We start from the raw sequence: 16,434 nt of genomic DNA, 5'->3' as shown, positions 1-16,434 counted from the left end.
GGGGTGGTGTCTTATCGTGGGGGCATGCCGCGCACCTCGCTGACCAGGGAACAGATCGTCCGGACCGCCGTCGAACTCCTCGACGAGGAAGGTCTCGAAGGGCTCAACATGCGCGCCCTGGGCAAGCGGCTCGGGACCGTCGCCACCGCCGTGTACTGGCACGTCAAGAACAAGGACGACCTCGTCCTGCTCGTCGGCGACCACGTGTGGAACGAGATCGAGCTGCCCGACCTCGACGCGGTCGACTGGCGCGCGGCCGCCACCTCGATGGCCACCGGCCTGCACGCGATGCTCATCCGCCACCCGTGGCTCGTGCAGGCCTTCGGCTCCTACGTCCTCTACGGGCCCGGCAAGTCGCGCCACGACGACCACAGCCTCGCCGTCTACGAGAAGGCGGGCTTCGTCGGCGCGGAGGCGGACCAGGCGGCGGCCGGTGTCTTCACGTACGTCCTCGGCAACGCCCTCGGCGCGTCGGCCGCGGCGTCGTTGACGCGGCGTCTGAGTCGCGACGGCGGCGACCCGGAAGAGCTGATCCAGCAGACCATGGCCAAGGCCGTTGAGGTCGCCGAGCGGTTCCCGCGCCTGCGCAGCCGCATCGGGACGGACTCCGCCGAGTACCTCGCGGCCCCCGACAAGACCTTCGAACTCGGCCTCTCGGCGCTCCTCGACGGCCTCGAAGGTCGCCTCGCGGCCCGCCGCGCGCGTACCTCCGAGGGATGAGCCGGAGCGCCGTGCTCCGTCGTGATGTGGAGTCCGATCCGGCCTGTCGGCTGACGACGGCGGTTCGGGCGCGCGGAAGAGTGGTGAGTGCAGGCGGTCGCGGTGTTCGGGGGTCATCGCGAAGTGCCGGCTCTCCCTGCGGAATCTGCCCCGCCGCTTCCTCTGGACAGCGGCGGGGCTCCACGTATCCTTCACAAACTGGAGTTCATGCGAGGGCTCCGTGTACGGCCCGTCCGGGCCGGAAGCGATGTGGGGGTATGCAATGAGAACAACGGTGCTCAGAGCGGCTGTTGGGACGGTGCTGACCGTGGCGCTGTCGGCTGTGCTGCTGCCGGCCTCGGCCTCGGCCGCGAGCGCTGGGAAGAACGCGGCGGGGAACACCTCGGGCGACGCCGCGGTGGCGGACCGCGCTACGACCAAGTCCTTCGCCCGTATCGCCGACGCCGTCCTGACCGACCGTACGGCAGCGCTTCTCGACACCCGGCCGGTGCGGCGCCTGGCGCCGCTGGGCGACGCGAAGGTCCGCCTGTCGGGCGGGCTCGCGCGGGCCGAGGGCACCGCGGTGTCCTCGCTGCGGACCCGCAAGGCGCGGCTCGCCGCGCTGGGCGAGGCGTACACCGCGGCGGACACCCGGACCACCGTGGACAAGACCCGCGTCAAGGACGGACGCGCGACGGTCCAGGTCACCGAGACCACGACGCTCACGTACAAGAAGATCCGCGGTGACGAGCCCGCGACGACCGGTTTCCAGGCCCACCACGAGCTGAGCTTCGCCGCTTCGCCGGACGGGAAGTGGGAGCTGACGGGCATCAGGGCGACGGACGACGGCCCCCGGGCGATCAACGCGCCCGCCACGGTGGCGGCCCCGGACGCGGAGGACGGCATCCCCAGCGCGAAGCCCGCGTCCACGTCGTGGCCGGCGCAGCGGAAGCCGAGGACGCCGGGGGCCACCCCGTACGACTACAAGGCCATGGCGACCTACGCCGAGAAGTACTGGCGGAACTACAACCCCGCCTACCGGAAGTTCAACGACGACGGCGGGGACTGCACCAACTTCGTCAGCCAGTCCCTCAAGGCGGGCGGCTGGAAGCACGACTCCGGTGACTACGCGGACTACCGCAACTGGTGGTACAGCTCTTCGTACCAGTCGACGTCCTGGGTCGGGGCCAACGAGTGGTCGTGGTTCACGCTGCACCACAAGCGGGCGACGAACCTCTCCAACGCGTACCAGATGGAGGTCGGGGACATCCTCCAGATGGACTTCGACAAGGACGGCTCCAAGGACCACACCATGGTCACCACGTACCGCAGCAGGACCGGTATGCCGTACATGACCTACCACTCGGTCAACACCTACCGGAAGTCGCTGGCGAGCATCGTGGCCTCCAACTCGGACTCGGCCTACTACGCCTACCGCACCTGAGCCCCGTATCCGGCGGCCGCTGCCGCACCTGACGCCCCGCCGGGTCCGCCCGGCGGGGCGTCGTCAGTCCGCCGAGGACGGAGGGCGTTCCGCGCCGAAGGGGCTGTCGATCGCGTAGCGCCAGCGGCCGTCCGGGCCGCCGCGCTCCCCGCCCTTTCCGACAAGGTGCTCACCGACCGCCTGGCACAGCCGGCGGCGGCGGGCGTGGTCCGGCGCGAGCGCACCCCCGGCCGGCCGCCGACCGTCGCTTACGAGCTGACGCCGCGCGGCCGCGACCTCGGGCCGGTGCTCCAGGCGCTGTGGGACTGGGGCGCGGGCCGCGGTGACGCGTGATCACGGCGCTGCCCGCCGCGATCAGGCGCACCATGGAGGTACGGCAGGAGGTACCGCCATGTTGGAAGTCAAGACGATCGAGAAGCCGGATGAGCGGCGCGACTTTCCCCGAGGACACCTCGACGCGCTGCACATGACCGGGCTGGACTTCGCCGTCGGGACGTTCGAGCCCGGCTGGCAGTGGTCGGAGTCGGTGAAGCCGATCGCGAAGACCGAGAGCTGCCAGGTCCACCACAACGGGTTCGTGGTCAAGGGCCGGATGCGGATCCGCATGGACGACGGCGCCGAGGCCGAGATCGGGCCCGGGGACGTCTTCGTCATCCCGGCCGGGCACGACGCCTGGGTGGTCGGCAACGAGCCGTGCGTCCTGTACGACTTCGCCGGTGTCATGGCCCAGAGCTACGCCCGCGTGGAAGAGGACGCCTAGGCCATGAAGTTCATGCAGGTCATCGAGTACGAGACGACGCGTGAAGAAGAGATGTCGCGGCTCATGGACGAGTGGATGATGGCGACGGAGGGGAGGCGCACGGTGACGCACGAGTTCCACACGCGGGACCGGGAGCACCCCCGCCACTACGTCGACATCGTCGAGTTCCCGTCGTACGAGCAGGCAATGGTCAACAACGCGCTGCCCGAGACGCGGCGCATGGCGGATCAGTTCCGGTCGCTGTGCGAGGGTGAGCCGCGGTTCGTGAATCTGGAGGTCATTGACGAGGAGCCCTGAGGCGAGGAGCCGTGACCCGGCCCAGGGCCCGGGTCAGGGCGATCTCGATCAGGACGCGGTCCGGGTTCGGGGCGGGGGTGCGCTCGTAGCGTTCGGCGTAGCGGCGCACCGCGTCCTCGACGCGGGCCGCGTCCGTGCGGATGACCGCGCGGCCCTCCAGCGTGGCCCAGCGGACGTCGGCCCACTGGCAGACCGAGACCGGGGCGCCGTCGGGGCCCGCGGCCAGGACGTTGGCGACCTTGCGGCTGGTCTTGTTGGTGATGACGCGGGCGAGCCCGGCCTCCGGGTCGTAGGTGACGCCTACGGGGACGACGTGCGGGGTGCCGTCGGGGCGGAGCGTGGTGAGCGTGCACAGGTGGCGCTCGCGCCAGAAGCCGAGGTACAGAGGGTCGGGGTTCCGGAAGTCGATCGCCATGGGATGAACCTATAGGCAACCTGTCGCGAGCGCCTTGAGTGGAATAGACTCAACTTATCGTATGTTGGCTTGAGCAGGCTGCCGACAGGCCGTTGTCGATCGCGCGAGGAGGAGCAGCCAGTCGTGGACGCCGAGCTGACCAACAAGAGCCAGGCCGCGCTGAGCGCCGCCAACGAGCGGGCGGTCTCCGCCGGACACGCGGACCTGACCCCCGCGCACCTGCTGCTCGCCCTGCTCCAGGGGCAGGACAACGAGAACCTGATGGACCTGCTGGCCGCCGTCGAGGCGGACGCCGCCGCCGTACGGTCCGGGACCGAGCGGCTGCTGGGCGGGCTGCCCAGCGTGCAGGGCTCCACCGTGGCGCCGCCGCGGGCCGACCGCGAGCTGCTGGCCGTGCTCGCCGACGCCGCCGAGCGCGCCCGGAGGCTGGGCGACGCGTACGTGTCCACCGAGCACCTGCTGATGGGGATCGCGGCGAAGGGCGGTCAGGCCGGGCTGCTGCTGGACCGGCAGGGCGCCTCGGCCAAGCGGCTGCTCGACGCGTTCGAGAAGCGGCGGGGGACGCAGCGCGTGACCAGCCCGGACCCGGAGGGCACGTACAAGGCGCTGGAGAAGTTCGGCACCGACTTCACGGCCGCGGCGCGCGACGGCAAGCTCGACCCCGTCATCGGGCGGGACCACGAGATCCGGCGCGTGGTGCAGGTGCTGTCGCGGCGCACCAAGAACAATCCGGTGCTCATCGGCGAGCCCGGCGTCGGCAAGACCGCCGTCGTCGAGGGGCTCGCGCAGCGCATCGTCAAGGGCGACGTGCCCGAGTCGCTGCGCGACAAGCGGCTCGTCGCGCTCGACCTGGGCGCCATGGTCGCGGGCGCGAAGTACCGTGGTGAGTTCGAGGAGCGGCTCAAGACCGTCCTCGCCGAGATCAAGGCCAGTGACGGGCAGATCATCACCTTCATCGACGAGCTGCACACCGTGGTCGGCGCGGGCGCGGGCGGCGACTCCGCCATGGACGCGGGGAACATGCTCAAGCCCATGCTGGCCCGCGGCGAGCTGCGCATGGTCGGCGCGACGACCCTGGACGAGTACCGGGAGCGGATCGAGAAGGACCCGGCGCTGGAGCGCCGCTTCCAGCAGGTGCTGGTGGCCGAGCCGACCGTGGAGGACACCGTCGCGATCCTGCGCGGCCTCAAGGGGCGGTACGAGGCGCACCACAAGGTGCAGATCGCGGACGGCGCGCTGGTCGCCGCCGCGACCCTGTCCGACCGCTACATCACCTCCCGCTTCCTGCCCGACAAGGCCATCGACCTGGTGGACGAGGCCGCCTCCCGGCTGCGCATGGAGATCGACTCCTCGCCGGTCGAGATCGACGAGCTCCAGCGGGCCGTCGACCGGCTGAAGATGGAGGAGCTGGCGCTGAAGAACGAGTCGGACGACGCCAGCCGGCAGCGGCTGGACAAGCTCCGCCGCGACCTCGCCGACAAGGAGGAGGAACTGCGCGGCCTCACCGCCCGCTGGGAGAAGGAGAAGCAGGGCCTGAACCGGGTCGGTGAGCTCAAGGAGAGCCTGGACGACCTGCGCGGGCAGGCGGAGCGCGCCCAGCGCGACGGCGACTTCGACACCGCCGCCAAGCTGCTGTACGGGGAGATCCCGGGCCTGGAGCGGGAGCTGGAGGCCGCCTCCGAGGCCGAGCAGGAGGTCAAGAAGGAGACCATGGTCAAGGACGAGGTCGGCCCGGACGACGTGGCCGACGTCGTCGCGGCCTGGACCGGCATCCCGGCCGGGCGGCTGCTGGAGGGCGAGACACAGAAGCTGCTGCGCATGGAGGACGAGCTGGGCAAGCGGCTCATCGGGCAGGGCGAGGCGGTGCGCGCCGTCTCCGACGCCGTACGCCGCAGCCGCGCCGGGATCGCCGACCCCGACCGGCCCACCGGCTCGTTCCTCTTCCTCGGCCCCACCGGCGTCGGCAAGACCGAGCTGGCCAAGGCGCTCGCGGACTTCCTCTTCGACGACGAGCGGGCGATGGTCCGCATCGACATGAGCGAGTACGGCGAGAAGCACAGCGTGGCCCGGCTGGTGGGCGCCCCGCCCGGCTACGTCGGCTACGAGGAGGGCGGCCAGCTGACGGAGGCGGTGCGCCGCCGCCCGTACAGCGTCGTGCTGCTGGACGAGGTCGAGAAGGCGCACCCGGAGGTCTTCGACATCCTGCTCCAGGTGCTGGACGACGGGCGGCTCACCGACGGCCAGGGCCGGACCGTGGACTTCCGCAACACCATCCTGATCCTCACCTCCAACCTGGGCAGCCAGTACCTGGTCGAGCCCCTGACCAGCGAGGAGGAGAAGAAGCAGCAGGTGCTGGAGGTCGTCCGGGCCTCCTTCAAGCCGGAGTTCCTCAACCGGCTGGACGACCTGGTGGTCTTCTCCGCCCTGTCGAAGACCGAGCTGGGGCGCATCGCCGAACTCCAGATCAGGCGCCTCGCCCAGCGCCTGGCCGAGCGGCGGCTCACGCTCGACGTCACCCCGGAGGCCCTGGAGTGGCTGGCGGACGAGGGCAACGACCCGGCCTACGGGGCCCGGCCGCTGCGCCGCCTGGTGCAGACGGCGATCGGCGACCGGCTGGCCAAGGAGATCCTGGCGGGCGAGGTCCGCGACGGTGACACGGTCCGGGTGGACCGAGCGGGCGACGGCCTGCTGGTGGGCCCGGCGCGGTAGGCGTCCAGTGCCCGGGGGCGGGAGCCTGGCCCCCGCCCCGGCCCGCTCAGTAGGTGAGCGCATCCAGGCGCACCAGGGCCGTGTGGCGGCTCTCATAGGTCACGTGGACGACTGTCTCGTAGGCGTGCCCCGGGGCCGCGGCCACGCCGGGGTCGTCAGCGGATCGCGCTCTTGAGCGGGCCGCGGTGCGGACCGTCTTCGCCGAGGAACTGGTTTCCGCCCCACATCAGGGGTACCGCGAACGCCGCTGCCAGGGCGAATGCCGCCACAAAGGCGTAGACCAGTACGCGGAAGAACTTCCCCCAACTGGCGGGTCTGTCGTCCATGGGGACGGATCATGTCAGCCCTCGGCGGATCGGCCCCGTCTGGGGTTGCGGCGACCGGGCGGGTGTGGGGGAGGATGGCCGTATCCATACGAAGGGAAATCCACGGTGAGCATCGACCCGTCCTCGATTCCGAACTTCGGGGGCCAGCCAGAGCCGGAGCCGAGCGGTCCGCTTGGCCCCGTCATTCCGGACCAGGACCTGGTCAAGCAGCTGCTGGAGCAGATGGAGCTGAAGTACGTCGTCGACGAGGAGAACGACCTCGTCGCGCCGTGGGAGCAGTTCCGTACGTACTTCATGTTCCGCGGCGAGCAGGACCAGCAGGTCTTCTCGGTCCGTACGTTCTACGACCGGCCGCACGAGATCGACACGAAGCACCAGCTTCTGGAGGTCGTCGACGACTGGAACCGCCGCACGCTGTGGCCCAAGGTCTACAGCCACACCAACGACGACGGCACCGTCCGGCTGATCGGTGAGGCGCAGATGCTCATCGGCACCGGCGTCAGCCTGGAGCACTTCGTCTCCAGCACGGTCAGCTGGGTGCGGGCGTCGATCGAGTTCGACAAGTGGCTGGTCGAGCAGCTCGGCCTGGAGGCCGACATCGAGTCCGGCGACGACGAGAAGCCGGACGACGAGAACTGAGCTCCGGGCTATGAGCCCGGCCGCGGCCATGAGCCCGGCCGGCCGCGGCCACGAGCTTGGCCGCGGCCACGAGTCTGGCCGAAGCCATGAAGCCTGGCCGCAGCCATGAGCCTGGCCGCGCCGGTCGCGCCATCGCCTACATCGGCAGCGGTGCGACAGTCAGCAGGTACGTCCCATAGAGGCAGGAGAGCCCGGCGAGCGCGCCGGCCGCCACGACGGCGGTGCGCTGCCGGGCTCTCGCCATCGCCAGGGCCGCCGGGAGCAGCAGCGGGAAGGCGGGCAGCAGGAAGCGCGGCTTGGAGGCGAAGTAGTGCGCCCCGCCGCCGCCGAGGGTGATGGCCACCAGGACGAGGGTGTAGACCAGCAGCGCGAGCGGCGGGCGGTCCAGCACGAGCAGGACCAGCGAGACCAGGGCGGCGCCGAGGACCGCGGGCACCATGTACACGGCCAGCACGTCGTCGCCGAGGAGCACGTGGCGTACGGAGCGCAGGGTGTCGCGGCCGAGGTCGAACCGCGAACCCCAGTCGGCCTGCACCGCGAAGTAGCCGAGCGGGTCGCCGCGCCGGGCCCCCACCCAGCCGAGGTAGCCGAGCCAGCCCAGCGGCGAGAGCGCGGCCCCCGCGCAGACCCGCCACCGCGGCGCTGCCCCGCCCGCCTCCGTATGGCAGAGCGCGGCCCCGCCCGCCTCTGTACGGGCGCGCGCGGTCCCACCCGCCTCCGTACGGCAGAGCGCCGCCCCGCCCGTCTCCGTACGGCCGAACACGGCGACCGCGGCGCAGCAGCACACGGCGGCGGCGACCGCGATCCCGTTGGGGCGGCAGAGCCCGGCGAGCAGGGCCAGCGAGCCCGCCCACAGCCAGCGGCCGGTCAGCACCGCGTACAGCGACCAGGCCGCGAGCGCGGTCAGCAGCGGCTCGGTGTACGCCATGGACTGCACGATCGCGTGCGGCAGCAGCCCCCACAGCAGCACCAGGCAGAACGCCGCGCGCCTGCCATGCAGCCGGTCCCCGACGGCGAACATCCCCCACGCGGCGGTACCCGACGCCAGCCAGGCGACGAGCAGCCCGGCGCCGACCGCGCCCAGCGGCGTGACCAGGGCGACGGCCCGCGCCAGCCCGGGGAGCAGCGGGAAGAACGCCAGGTCGCTGAAGGTGAGACCCGGCCAGTCGGGGGAGGGGAAGGAGGTGCCGTAGCCGTGCCGGGCGATGCCCGCGTACCAGATGGCGTCCCAGGAGTGGCCGAGCAGCGTGAGCGGATGCCTGCCGAGCCGCCAGGCCCAGACCGCCATCGCCACCATCCCGGTGAGCCGGACCGCGGCGTACAGCGCGAGCGCGGGGGCGGCCCGGCGCAGGGACCGCCGTACGGCCCGCACGGCGTCGGTGGCGGGGCGGACGGGGCGGTCAGGGCGGTCGGGGCGCGGTTCCGGCGCTTGCAGGGGCCCGGCGGCGTGGGGGGTACCTCCCATGCCCGCAGGGCTATGGGGGATGGACACGGGGCAGCACCTCTCGAAGCGTCGTGCGCCGGGCGGTCAGGCGCCGAGCCCCCGGGAATGCGGCGGGGGCTCGGCACCTCGACCTTGCGCCCGTCCGGCCCCGCCCGCGAGCGGAGGCACCCGGCCGCGCGCCCGTCCGGGGCACGGTTGCACGCGATCGGCGCAGCCCCGCTGGCAACCGCGCCGCATCCGTGCGCCCCGCCGGGCCCGCCCCGGTGATCGGCCGCCCCGCGATCGGCCTACTCGGCCGCCAGGCCCTTGAGGCGGGTCACGGCCTCGAGCAGGACGTCCTGCCGCTTGCAGAACGCGAAGCGGACGAACGGCGCGCCCTGGTCCTGGTGGTCGTAGAAGACGGCGTTCGGGATCGCGACGACGCCGCAGCGCTCGGGCAGGGACCGGCAGAACGCGAACCCGTCGCTCTCGCCCAGTGGCCGGATATCGGTGGTGATGAAGTACGTGCCGGACGGCCGGAAGACCCCGAACCCGGCGTCCCGCAGCCCGTCGGCCAGCAGATCCCGCTTGGCGAGCAGGTCCGCGCGCAGCCCCTCGAAGTAGCTGTCGGGCAGGCGCAGCGCCTCGGCGACCGCGTACTGGAAGGGCCCGGAGGAGACGAAGGTCAGGAACTGCTTCGCGGAGCGCACCGCCGCGACCAGCGGCGGAGCGGCGGTGACCCAGCCGACCTTCCACCCGGTGAAGGAGAACGTCTTGCCCGCCGAGCTGATGGTGACGGTCCGCTCCCGCATGCCCGGGAACGTCGCGAGCGGCGTGTGCCCGGCGCCGAACACCAGGTGCTCGTAGACCTCGTCGGTGACGACGATCAGGTCCCGCTCACAGGCGAGTTCGGCCACGGCGGCCAGCTCCTCGCGGGTGAGCACGGTGCCGGTGGGGTTGTGCGGGGTGTTGAGGAGGATGAGGCGGGTGCGGTCGGTGACGGCCGCCCGCAGTTCGTCCACGTCGAGGTGGTACGTGCCGGAGGCGGCGTCCGGCCGCAGTGTGACCGGCACGCGGGTGCCGCCCGCCATGGCGATGCACGCCGCGTACGAGTCGTAGTACGGCTCCAGGGCGACGACCTCGTCACCCGGTTCCAGCAGCGCCAGCAGCGCGGCGGCGATGGCCTCGGTCGCGCCCGCGGTGACCAGCACCTCGCTGTCCGGGTCGTACGACAGGCCGTACCAGCGCCGCTGGTGCTCGGCGACGGCGGTGCGCAGTTCGGGCACGCCGGGGCCCGGCGGGTACTGGTTGCCGCGTCCGTCGCGCAGCGCGCGCACCGCGGCCTCCCGGATCTCCTCCGGGCCGTCGGTGTCGGGAAAGCCCTGGCCCAGGTTGATGGCGCCGGTGCGCACGGCGAGCGCCGACATCTCGGCGAAGATCGTCGTGCCGAAGGCGGCGAGACGGCGGTTGAGCAGCGGTCGATCCGTGGAGGACATGCAGGACATCCTGCGGCCAACCTCTGGAGTTGCTCAACTCTGCTTTGGGCCGGATTCGGCCGGGGCATCAGCCCTCCACGTACGGAGCGCGACCTCGCTTCGGGGGAGACGTAAGGAGAGTGAGGACAGATGCTGGTGTTCTTTCTGGTGGGCGTTCTGGTGCTGTTCATGATCACGATGGCGATGGCGGTCGCCTCCACCTCGGGGAACCGGCCGCCCGGCCGGGGCCGCGGCTCGGGGTCGTCGCGGAGCTGGTGGGTCGACGGCGGTAGCAGCGACGGCGGCTCCTCGTGCGGCGGCAGCTCGTCCTGCGGCAGCAGTTCTTCCTGCGGGGGCGGCTCGTCCTGCGGTGGCGGCGGTGGCGGGGGCGGCTGCGGCGGTGGCGGTGGCGGCAGCTGATCCGCTGATCCGCGGAACGGGGCTCCGGTGAACGGGGGGATGAGCGGCGGGACGGTGGCAGGCCCACCGACCCGCCGCCGTCGTACGCCCCCGCGCCGCTTCTGAAGCGCCCCCTGTACGCCAACGTGCGCCGGGCGCGCGGTGGTTGAACAGTTGAACGCGCGTGCGCCCGACGGGATGGAAACCCGGCGAACGTGGGTAAAAACAGCTGTGGCGCCGCGCATTTCATGATTCCGTATTCCCGGACCCTACGGACCCCAACGTAGGCACGAGCCGGCGCGCCCCCATCGCCTCTGGTCCGCTCCAGAGATTGGCCCGGCCCACCTTCTCTACTGCGTGCTTGCGGAGCCGATTCATGCTCACGACCCTGAAGACGGCCTACATCGATACCCGCGCCGCCGACCTCGCCTGGTGCCTGGGACGGGAACCGCTCCCCGCCCTCGCCGCGCTCGGTCTCCAATTCGGCCAGGTGAAAGTGCAGTTGAGGCTGCTCGGCGCCTCACACCAAGTGATTCTCGACAGCAGGGACGGCATCTGTTCGGAGACTGTGGCCTGTATGCCCGGCAGCAGCACGCCGCTGCCGTTAGGGGTCTCCACCCTCGTCGGAGAACGGGAGTACGAGTTCGCGGCGCGCGTCGAGACGCTCTCCCGCGGCTCGTTCGCCGGACGCGCCCAGGAACTGCTGGCACTGGTCGCCGACCATCCGCACGGCCTCGCCGGAACCTTTCCCGGGGACCCGCACGCCTTCACCGCGCTGCTCGCGCAGCGCAGCGACGGGCAGGTGGGATGGCGGACCTGGCACGCCTATCCACAGGAAGGGCGGCTGGTCGCGACGCGCACGCGCGTGGGCGTGCGCGCCGCGGCTGCGCTGTAGTGCTCGTCGTGCTCTCACGCTGCCGGTCGGCGGCCGCGTGTGCCGGTTGACGACTGCACGCTGCTCGGGCTTGGCGACTGCACGGCGCCGGGCCGGTGACTGAACGTGACCCGTGGCGGTCGGGGCGACCGGATAGGGGAATCCCGCACCCCCGCCACCAGGCGGATTGCACCCGTGTGAGTGACCGGGGGTGAGTGCGGCGTGACGTAGCGTTTCTGCGTGATCGATTCTTCGCCTCCCTACGGTGGGGAGTCCGCCCGGTGTGCCGTTCCCGCAGCGCCCCCGCCGCCGCGGCGGGAGGCGCCGCCGCGGGCCCCCGTGGCCGCCGGGCTCGGCCGCTTCTCCGTCCTGGTCGCCGCCTTCGTCTGCGCCGCCTGCGGCCTGGTGTACGAGCTCGAACTGGTCGCCCTGGCCTCGTACTTGACGGGCGATTCGGTCACGCAGGCGTCCGTGGTCCTGGCCGTCATGGTCTTCGCCATGGGGCTGGGCTCGCTGCTCGCCAAGCCCCTGCGCCGCAGGGCCGCGCTCGGCTTCGCCGCGGTCGAGGCGCTCCTCGCGCTCGTCGGCGGCGGCTCGGCGATGGCCCTGTACGCGAGCTTCGCCTGGACCGGGAGGTCGGAGACCGCGCTCATCGGCTTCGCGTTCGCCATCGGGGTGCTCATCGGCGCCGAGGTGCCGCTGCTGATGACCCTGATCCAACGGGTGCGGCGCCAGGACGCGGGCTGCGCGGTCGCCGACCTGTTCGCGGCCGACTACGTGGGCGCGCTGGTGGGCGGGCTGGCCTTCCCGTTCCTGCTGCTGCCCGCGCTCGGCCAGCTGACCGGCGCCCTGCTGACGGGCGCGGTCAACGTGGTCGTGGGCGGGGGGCTGGTGCTGTGGCTCTTCCGGCGCGAGCTGACCGTACGGGCGCGCTGGACGCTGGCCGCCGCCAACGTCGTGGTGCTCTCGCTGCTGGCCGTCGGCGCCGTGCTGACCGGCCCGTTCGAGAGCGCCGCGCGGCGGGCCGTCTACGGCGCGGACGTACGGGTCGCGGTCCGCACCGACGTACAGGAGATCGTGCTCACCGGCGGGAAGCCGCTGGGCCTGTACCTCGACGGCCGGCTGCGGATCAGCGCCCGCGACGACGCGCTGTACCACGAGGCGCTCGTCCACCCCGCGATGTCCGGCGCGCACCGGCGGGTGCTGGTGCTGGGCGGTGGCGACGGACTGGCGGCGCGCGAAGTGCTGCGGTACGACGATGTCGCGTCGGTGACCGTGCTGGAACGCGACCCGGGGCTGGTCCGGCTGGCCCGTACGGATCCCGGGCTGTCCGCCCTCAACGCGCGGTCTCTGGACGACCCGAGGGTCCGGCTCGTGACGGGCGACGCCTTCGGCTGGCTCCGCGGCCGCGCCGGGCGGAACGGGACGGGCCGGTTCGACGTGGTGGTCTCCGACCTTCCCCAGCCTGGCGTCACCGCGGGCACCCGGCTGTACTCGCAGGAGTTCTACGGGCTGGTACGGCGCGTGCTGGCGCCGGGCGGGCGGCTGACGGTGCACGCCGGTTCGCTCTGCGCCCGGCCGCGGGACTTCTGGACGGCCGACGCGACGGTCCGGTCGGTGGGCCTGCGGACCGTGCCGTACGCGGTCGGCGGCGCACGGGGCTGCGCACGGCGCCCCGGGCCGGACGGCGCACGGCACGCCGCCCCGCCGGACTGGGGCTTCGTCCTGGCCGGTCGCGGCCACCCGCGGCTGCACCTGCCGCCACGGGTGCCCCCTCTGCGCGCCGTGACGGCGAAGGTGCTGCGGCGGGCGGCCCGCTGGGCGGCGGAGCGGCGCACGCCGGGGGCCCCGGCCTCGACCCTGACGCACCCGCGCTACACGGGTTAGGCCGGGCCGGGGTCCCCTGGGCTGGGCCCGTCCCCGGTCGGGCTGGAGAACCCAGCCCGACCGGCGATTGAGGGTGGACTGGCCGACCGCAGGCACCGTGGCAGCGCTCCTGGCGGGCGCACGGACGCGGGCGCGTGAACAGGCGGGCGGGAGCGGCAAGGGGCGGGCGGAGACCCGGGCGGGGGCGCAGCGTACGGCACGGGGCGCGGCAGCGTACGGCGGCGCGCGAAAGTTGTGCGGGAGCGGCGCTGAGGACGTGCACCGTGGGTAGGCTCGGTGGACATGGAGCATGAGGTGTTCGTTGCGCTTCCCGTCGACACCGTCCGGCGGGCCCTCGCCGACCCCGCCCGGATCGCCCGCAGCATCCCCGGTCTCCAGCAGGACGCCGACGACTCGGCCGGCCCGATCGCCGGGCGGCTGCGGCTGCGTATCGGCGGACACACGATCACCTATCGCGGGACGCTCCGCGTCGCCGAGCGCGACGGAGTCTTCGAGGCCGAGGTGGAGGCTGCGGAGGCGCGTGGCGACGGTGGCGTGAAGGCCGCGCTCACCGTCGTGCCGACCGCGGCCGACGGCGGGACCCGGCTGGCCTGCTCGGCGTCCGCGCGGAGCGAGGGCCGCCTGGCGGAGTACGACACGGAGACGGCGGAAGCGGTCGCCCGCCGCGTGCTGGACCGCTTCGCCGCGAACCTGGCGGCCGGGCTCACCTCCGACAGCCCCGAGGGCGCAGCGGCCGGGAACCCGCCCGAGGCGGTGGCCGAGGACCCGGGAGCCGGGAACCCGCCCGCGGGAGAGGCTCGCGCCACCGCGCCGGATGACGTCGCGCCGGATGACGACACCGCGCCGGACGACGTCACGGCGGACGGCGGCGACACGGCGACGGAGTTCGGCGGCGACGCCGAGCGGCCCCCGCCCGCCCGCGACCCGCTCTCCGCCGACGATGGTGACGGCGCCGACGACGGTGCTGGCGCCGACGAGGGTCACGGCGGCGACGAGGACGGCGCCGAGTACGTCCCCGGTCTGGACGCCGTCGGCGATCTGGCCGGGGTCGACGGTGTCGACGGCGTCGACCCGCTGGACGGTCTGGACGGCGAGCCCCCCGCCGAGGCCGCGCACGCCCGCCGCACGATGATCGGCCGCAGCACCGAAGAGGTCGACCACGCCCCGCCCCGCGGCCGGTACGCCCCCGTTCCCGCCCCCGACACGGCCCCCGGCGGCGTCGCCCTACGCTGGGCCGCGCCCGCCGCCGCGTTCGTCCTCGCGTCCGCCGTCGTGGTCGGCCGCCGCGTACTGCGCCGCCGCCGCTGAGCCGGACGGCAGGCACGTACAGGCGGGCGAGCCGCAGGCGCGGGCAGGCGCCGGCGGACCGTGCAATACGGGCAGCCAGGCGGGCCGCAGGCACGGGCGGGCACGCGGGCCGCAGGCACGAGGGGGCACGGGCGGGCACGCGGGCCGCGCCAGGCCACCCGGCCCTCGCCTCGCCTCCTACCTCCGCCCGCCGCGGCCGCATAGGGTCGGAGCCGTGACCACCCACAACACAACGGAGGCCCACGGCGTGCGGCTGGCCGCCGGTGACGCCGAGCTGACCGTCCTGCCGGACAACGGCTGCCGCATCGGTTCCCTGCGGATCGGCGGAACGGAACTGCTGCGCCAGGGCCCGAAGTTCGGCTCGTTCCCGATGGTGCCGTGGTGCGGCCGGGTCGAGCTGGGCCAGTTCCGCAACGGCGGCTTGCGCCACCAACTGCCCCTCAACGCCCCGCCGCACGCGATCCACGGAACGGGCCGCGACACCGCCTGGCGCGCCGCCCATGTGACGGAGACCGCCGGGTCCTTCACCTACGACCTCGCCGACCCCTGGCCGTACCCCGGCCGCGTCACCCAGGTCTTCGAGCTGGCGCCGGACAGTCTCACGCTGGCGATGAGCGTGGAGACGATCGGCGACTCCTTCCCGGCCCAGGCGGGCTGGCACCCGTGGTTCCTGCGGAACCTCGGCCAGGGCGGCGCCGACGTGGAGCTGTCCTTCACCGCCGACTGGCAGGAGGAGCGGGGCGAGGACCATCTGCCCACCGGCCGCCGCATCGCCCCGCTGCCCGGCCCGTGGGACGACTGCTTCGGGATGGCGGACGGGGTCGAGGTGACACTCACCTGGCCGAAGCAACTGGAGCTGACGATCTCCAGCCGCAGCGAGTGGGTCGTGGTCTACGACGAGCAGGCGGATGCGGTCTGCGTCGAGCCGCAGTCCGGCCCGCCCAACGGTCTGAACACGCTGCCCCGCCTGGTCACCCCCATCGACCCGCTGGAGCTCTCCACGACATGGCGGTGGCGCGCGCTCGACTAGTCTCATACGCATGAGCGATGCGCGTGACGCCCTGCTGGCACAGATCAAGGACAAGGCCGTGGTCCACGGCAAGGTGACCCTCTCCTCCGGGCTGGAGGCCGATTACTACATCGACCTGCGCCGGATCACCCTGGACGCCGAGGCCGCCCCGCTGGTCGGCCAGGTCATGCTCGACGCGACAGCCGACCTGGAGTACGACGCGGTCGGCGGCCTGACCCTGGGCGCCGACCCGGTCGCCACGTCGATGCTGCACGCCGCCGCCGCCCGCGGCCGCAAGCTGGACGCGTTCGTCGTGCGGAAGGCGCAGAAGACGCACGGCATGCAGCGGCGCATCGAGGGCCCGGACATCAAGGGCCGCCGGGTGCTGGTCGTCGAGGACACCTCCACCACCGGCGGCTCGCCGCTGACGGCCGTGGAGGCGGCGCGCGAGGCGGGCGCCGAGGTGGTGGCGGTGGCCACGATCGTGGAGCGCGGTGCGGCCCCGGCGATCGCCGAGGCCGGGCTCCGCTACCTGCCGGCGTACACGCTGGCCGATCTCGACCTGGGCTGATCACCGGGTCGATCACCGGGCTGATCGACCCGGGCTGATCTGCGGTTTTCCTGCGTTTCCCCAAGGGGTGCGGTGTTTCACGTGAAACACCGCACCCCTTCGGCGTACCGGCCGAGGCGCTGTGGGGAGCGATTGACAGAGTCTGCGAGGATAGGCGCGACGATGACGTCGCCCCCTAGGTCAGGGCGCAGAAGAAAAC

16 protein-coding genes and 1 pseudogene are annotated in these 16,434 nt (G+C 72.8%); 13 read left to right on the top strand and 4 right to left on the bottom strand.

Annotation, left to right across the window (positions count from 1 at the left end; genetic code table 11):
- The first annotated feature begins 24 nt into the window (after positions 1-24).
- The 5 genes and pseudogenes from Q3Y56_RS16370 (at position 25) to Q3Y56_RS16350 (ending at position 3,200) form a co-directional block, all read left to right on the top strand.
- The gene (locus tag Q3Y56_RS16370) at positions 25-720 is read left to right on the top strand and encodes a TetR/AcrR family transcriptional regulator (protein ID WP_304462652.1); all 696 of its coding nucleotides are present in this window, start codon (positions 25-27) and stop codon (positions 718-720) included.
- Positions 721-982: 262 nt separating this feature from the next.
- On the top strand, positions 983-2,143 hold the full coding sequence (locus tag Q3Y56_RS16365; protein ID WP_304462651.1) for an amidase domain-containing protein: 1,161 nt from the start codon (positions 983-985) through the stop codon (positions 2,141-2,143).
- 150 nt (positions 2,144-2,293) lie between these two features.
- A pseudogene (locus Q3Y56_RS16360) lies at positions 2,294-2,476 on the top strand (winged helix-turn-helix transcriptional regulator); the annotation flags it as partial.
- Positions 2,477-2,534: 58 nt separating this feature from the next.
- On the top strand, positions 2,535-2,903 hold the full coding sequence (locus Q3Y56_RS16355) for a cupin domain-containing protein (protein WP_304462650.1): 369 nt from the start codon (positions 2,535-2,537) through the stop codon (positions 2,901-2,903).
- A 3-nt stretch (positions 2,904-2,906) separates the two neighbouring features.
- Positions 2,907-3,200, top strand: coding sequence for a hypothetical protein (locus Q3Y56_RS16350; protein WP_304462649.1), 294 nt, complete (start codon positions 2,907-2,909; stop codon positions 3,198-3,200).
- Here the strand turns inward: Q3Y56_RS16350 and Q3Y56_RS16345 are convergent.
- Positions 3,181-3,615, bottom strand: coding sequence for a pyridoxamine 5'-phosphate oxidase family protein (locus tag Q3Y56_RS16345; RefSeq protein ID WP_304462648.1), 435 nt, complete (start codon positions 3,613-3,615; stop codon positions 3,181-3,183). The two genes, Q3Y56_RS16350 and Q3Y56_RS16345, sit on opposite strands and share 20 nt — an antisense overlap.
- A 123-nt stretch (positions 3,616-3,738) precedes the next feature.
- Between Q3Y56_RS16345 and clpB the strand changes: the two genes are divergently transcribed.
- Positions 3,739-6,324, top strand: a complete 2,586-nt coding sequence (gene clpB, locus Q3Y56_RS16340; protein WP_304462647.1) for an ATP-dependent chaperone ClpB — start codon at positions 3,739-3,741, stop codon at positions 6,322-6,324.
- Positions 6,325-6,479: 155 nt separating this feature from the next.
- On the opposite strand, the gene Q3Y56_RS16335 is transcribed toward clpB, so the two are convergent.
- Positions 6,480-6,650: a hypothetical protein gene (locus Q3Y56_RS16335; protein ID WP_304462646.1), complete on the bottom strand. Its 171-nt coding sequence runs from the start codon at positions 6,648-6,650 to the stop codon at positions 6,480-6,482.
- 105 nt (positions 6,651-6,755) lie between these two features.
- On the opposite strand from Q3Y56_RS16335, the gene Q3Y56_RS16330 reads away from it, so the two are divergent.
- Positions 6,756-7,289 (top strand): YbjN domain-containing protein, encoded by a 534-nt coding sequence (locus Q3Y56_RS16330; protein ID WP_304462645.1) that lies wholly within the window; start codon positions 6,756-6,758, stop codon positions 7,287-7,289.
- 136 nt (positions 7,290-7,425) lie between these two features.
- On the opposite strand, the gene Q3Y56_RS16325 is transcribed toward Q3Y56_RS16330, so the two are convergent.
- Together Q3Y56_RS16325 and Q3Y56_RS16320 are read right to left on the bottom strand one after the other, a co-directional pair.
- Complete coding sequence (locus Q3Y56_RS16325) at positions 7,426-8,754, bottom strand: hypothetical protein (protein ID WP_304462644.1); 1,329 nt, start codon at positions 8,752-8,754, stop codon at positions 7,426-7,428.
- Positions 8,755-9,020: 266 nt separating this feature from the next.
- Entirely contained in the window at positions 9,021-10,217 is a 1,197-nt protein-coding gene (locus Q3Y56_RS16320) for a pyridoxal phosphate-dependent aminotransferase (protein WP_304462643.1), read from the bottom strand.
- Between the two features lie 120 nt (positions 10,218-10,337).
- On the opposite strand from Q3Y56_RS16320, the gene Q3Y56_RS16315 reads away from it, so the two are divergent.
- The 6 genes from Q3Y56_RS16315 to pyrE all read left to right on the top strand — a co-directional run bounded on the left by Q3Y56_RS16315 (position 10,338) and on the right by pyrE (position 16,235).
- Complete coding sequence (locus Q3Y56_RS16315; RefSeq protein ID WP_304462642.1) at positions 10,338-10,607, top strand: hypothetical protein; 270 nt, start codon at positions 10,338-10,340, stop codon at positions 10,605-10,607.
- Positions 10,608-10,962: 355 nt separating this feature from the next.
- Entirely contained in the window at positions 10,963-11,481 is a 519-nt protein-coding gene (locus Q3Y56_RS16310) for a DUF2617 family protein (protein ID WP_304462641.1), read from the top strand.
- Positions 11,482-11,799: 318 nt separating this feature from the next.
- The gene (locus tag Q3Y56_RS16305) at positions 11,800-13,347 is read left to right on the top strand and encodes a polyamine aminopropyltransferase (RefSeq protein ID WP_304465641.1); all 1,548 of its coding nucleotides are present in this window, start codon (positions 11,800-11,802) and stop codon (positions 13,345-13,347) included.
- A 294-nt stretch (positions 13,348-13,641) separates the two neighbouring features.
- Positions 13,642-14,655, top strand: a complete 1,014-nt coding sequence (locus Q3Y56_RS16300; protein WP_369696757.1) for an SRPBCC domain-containing protein — start codon at positions 13,642-13,644, stop codon at positions 14,653-14,655.
- Positions 14,656-14,869: 214 nt separating this feature from the next.
- The gene (locus tag Q3Y56_RS16295; protein WP_304462639.1) at positions 14,870-15,685 is read left to right on the top strand and encodes an aldose 1-epimerase; all 816 of its coding nucleotides are present in this window, start codon (positions 14,870-14,872) and stop codon (positions 15,683-15,685) included.
- 10 nt (positions 15,686-15,695) lie between these two features.
- Positions 15,696-16,235: an orotate phosphoribosyltransferase gene (gene pyrE, locus Q3Y56_RS16290; protein ID WP_304462638.1), complete on the top strand. Its 540-nt coding sequence runs from the start codon at positions 15,696-15,698 to the stop codon at positions 16,233-16,235.
- Positions 16,236-16,434 lie beyond the last annotated feature (199 nt).

The sequence above is a fragment of the Streptomyces sp. XD-27 genome (assembly GCF_030553055.1).
GTDB lineage: Bacteria > Actinomycetota > Actinomycetes > Streptomycetales > Streptomycetaceae > Streptomyces.
This window is presented reverse-complemented; position numbering and strand designations above follow the sequence as displayed.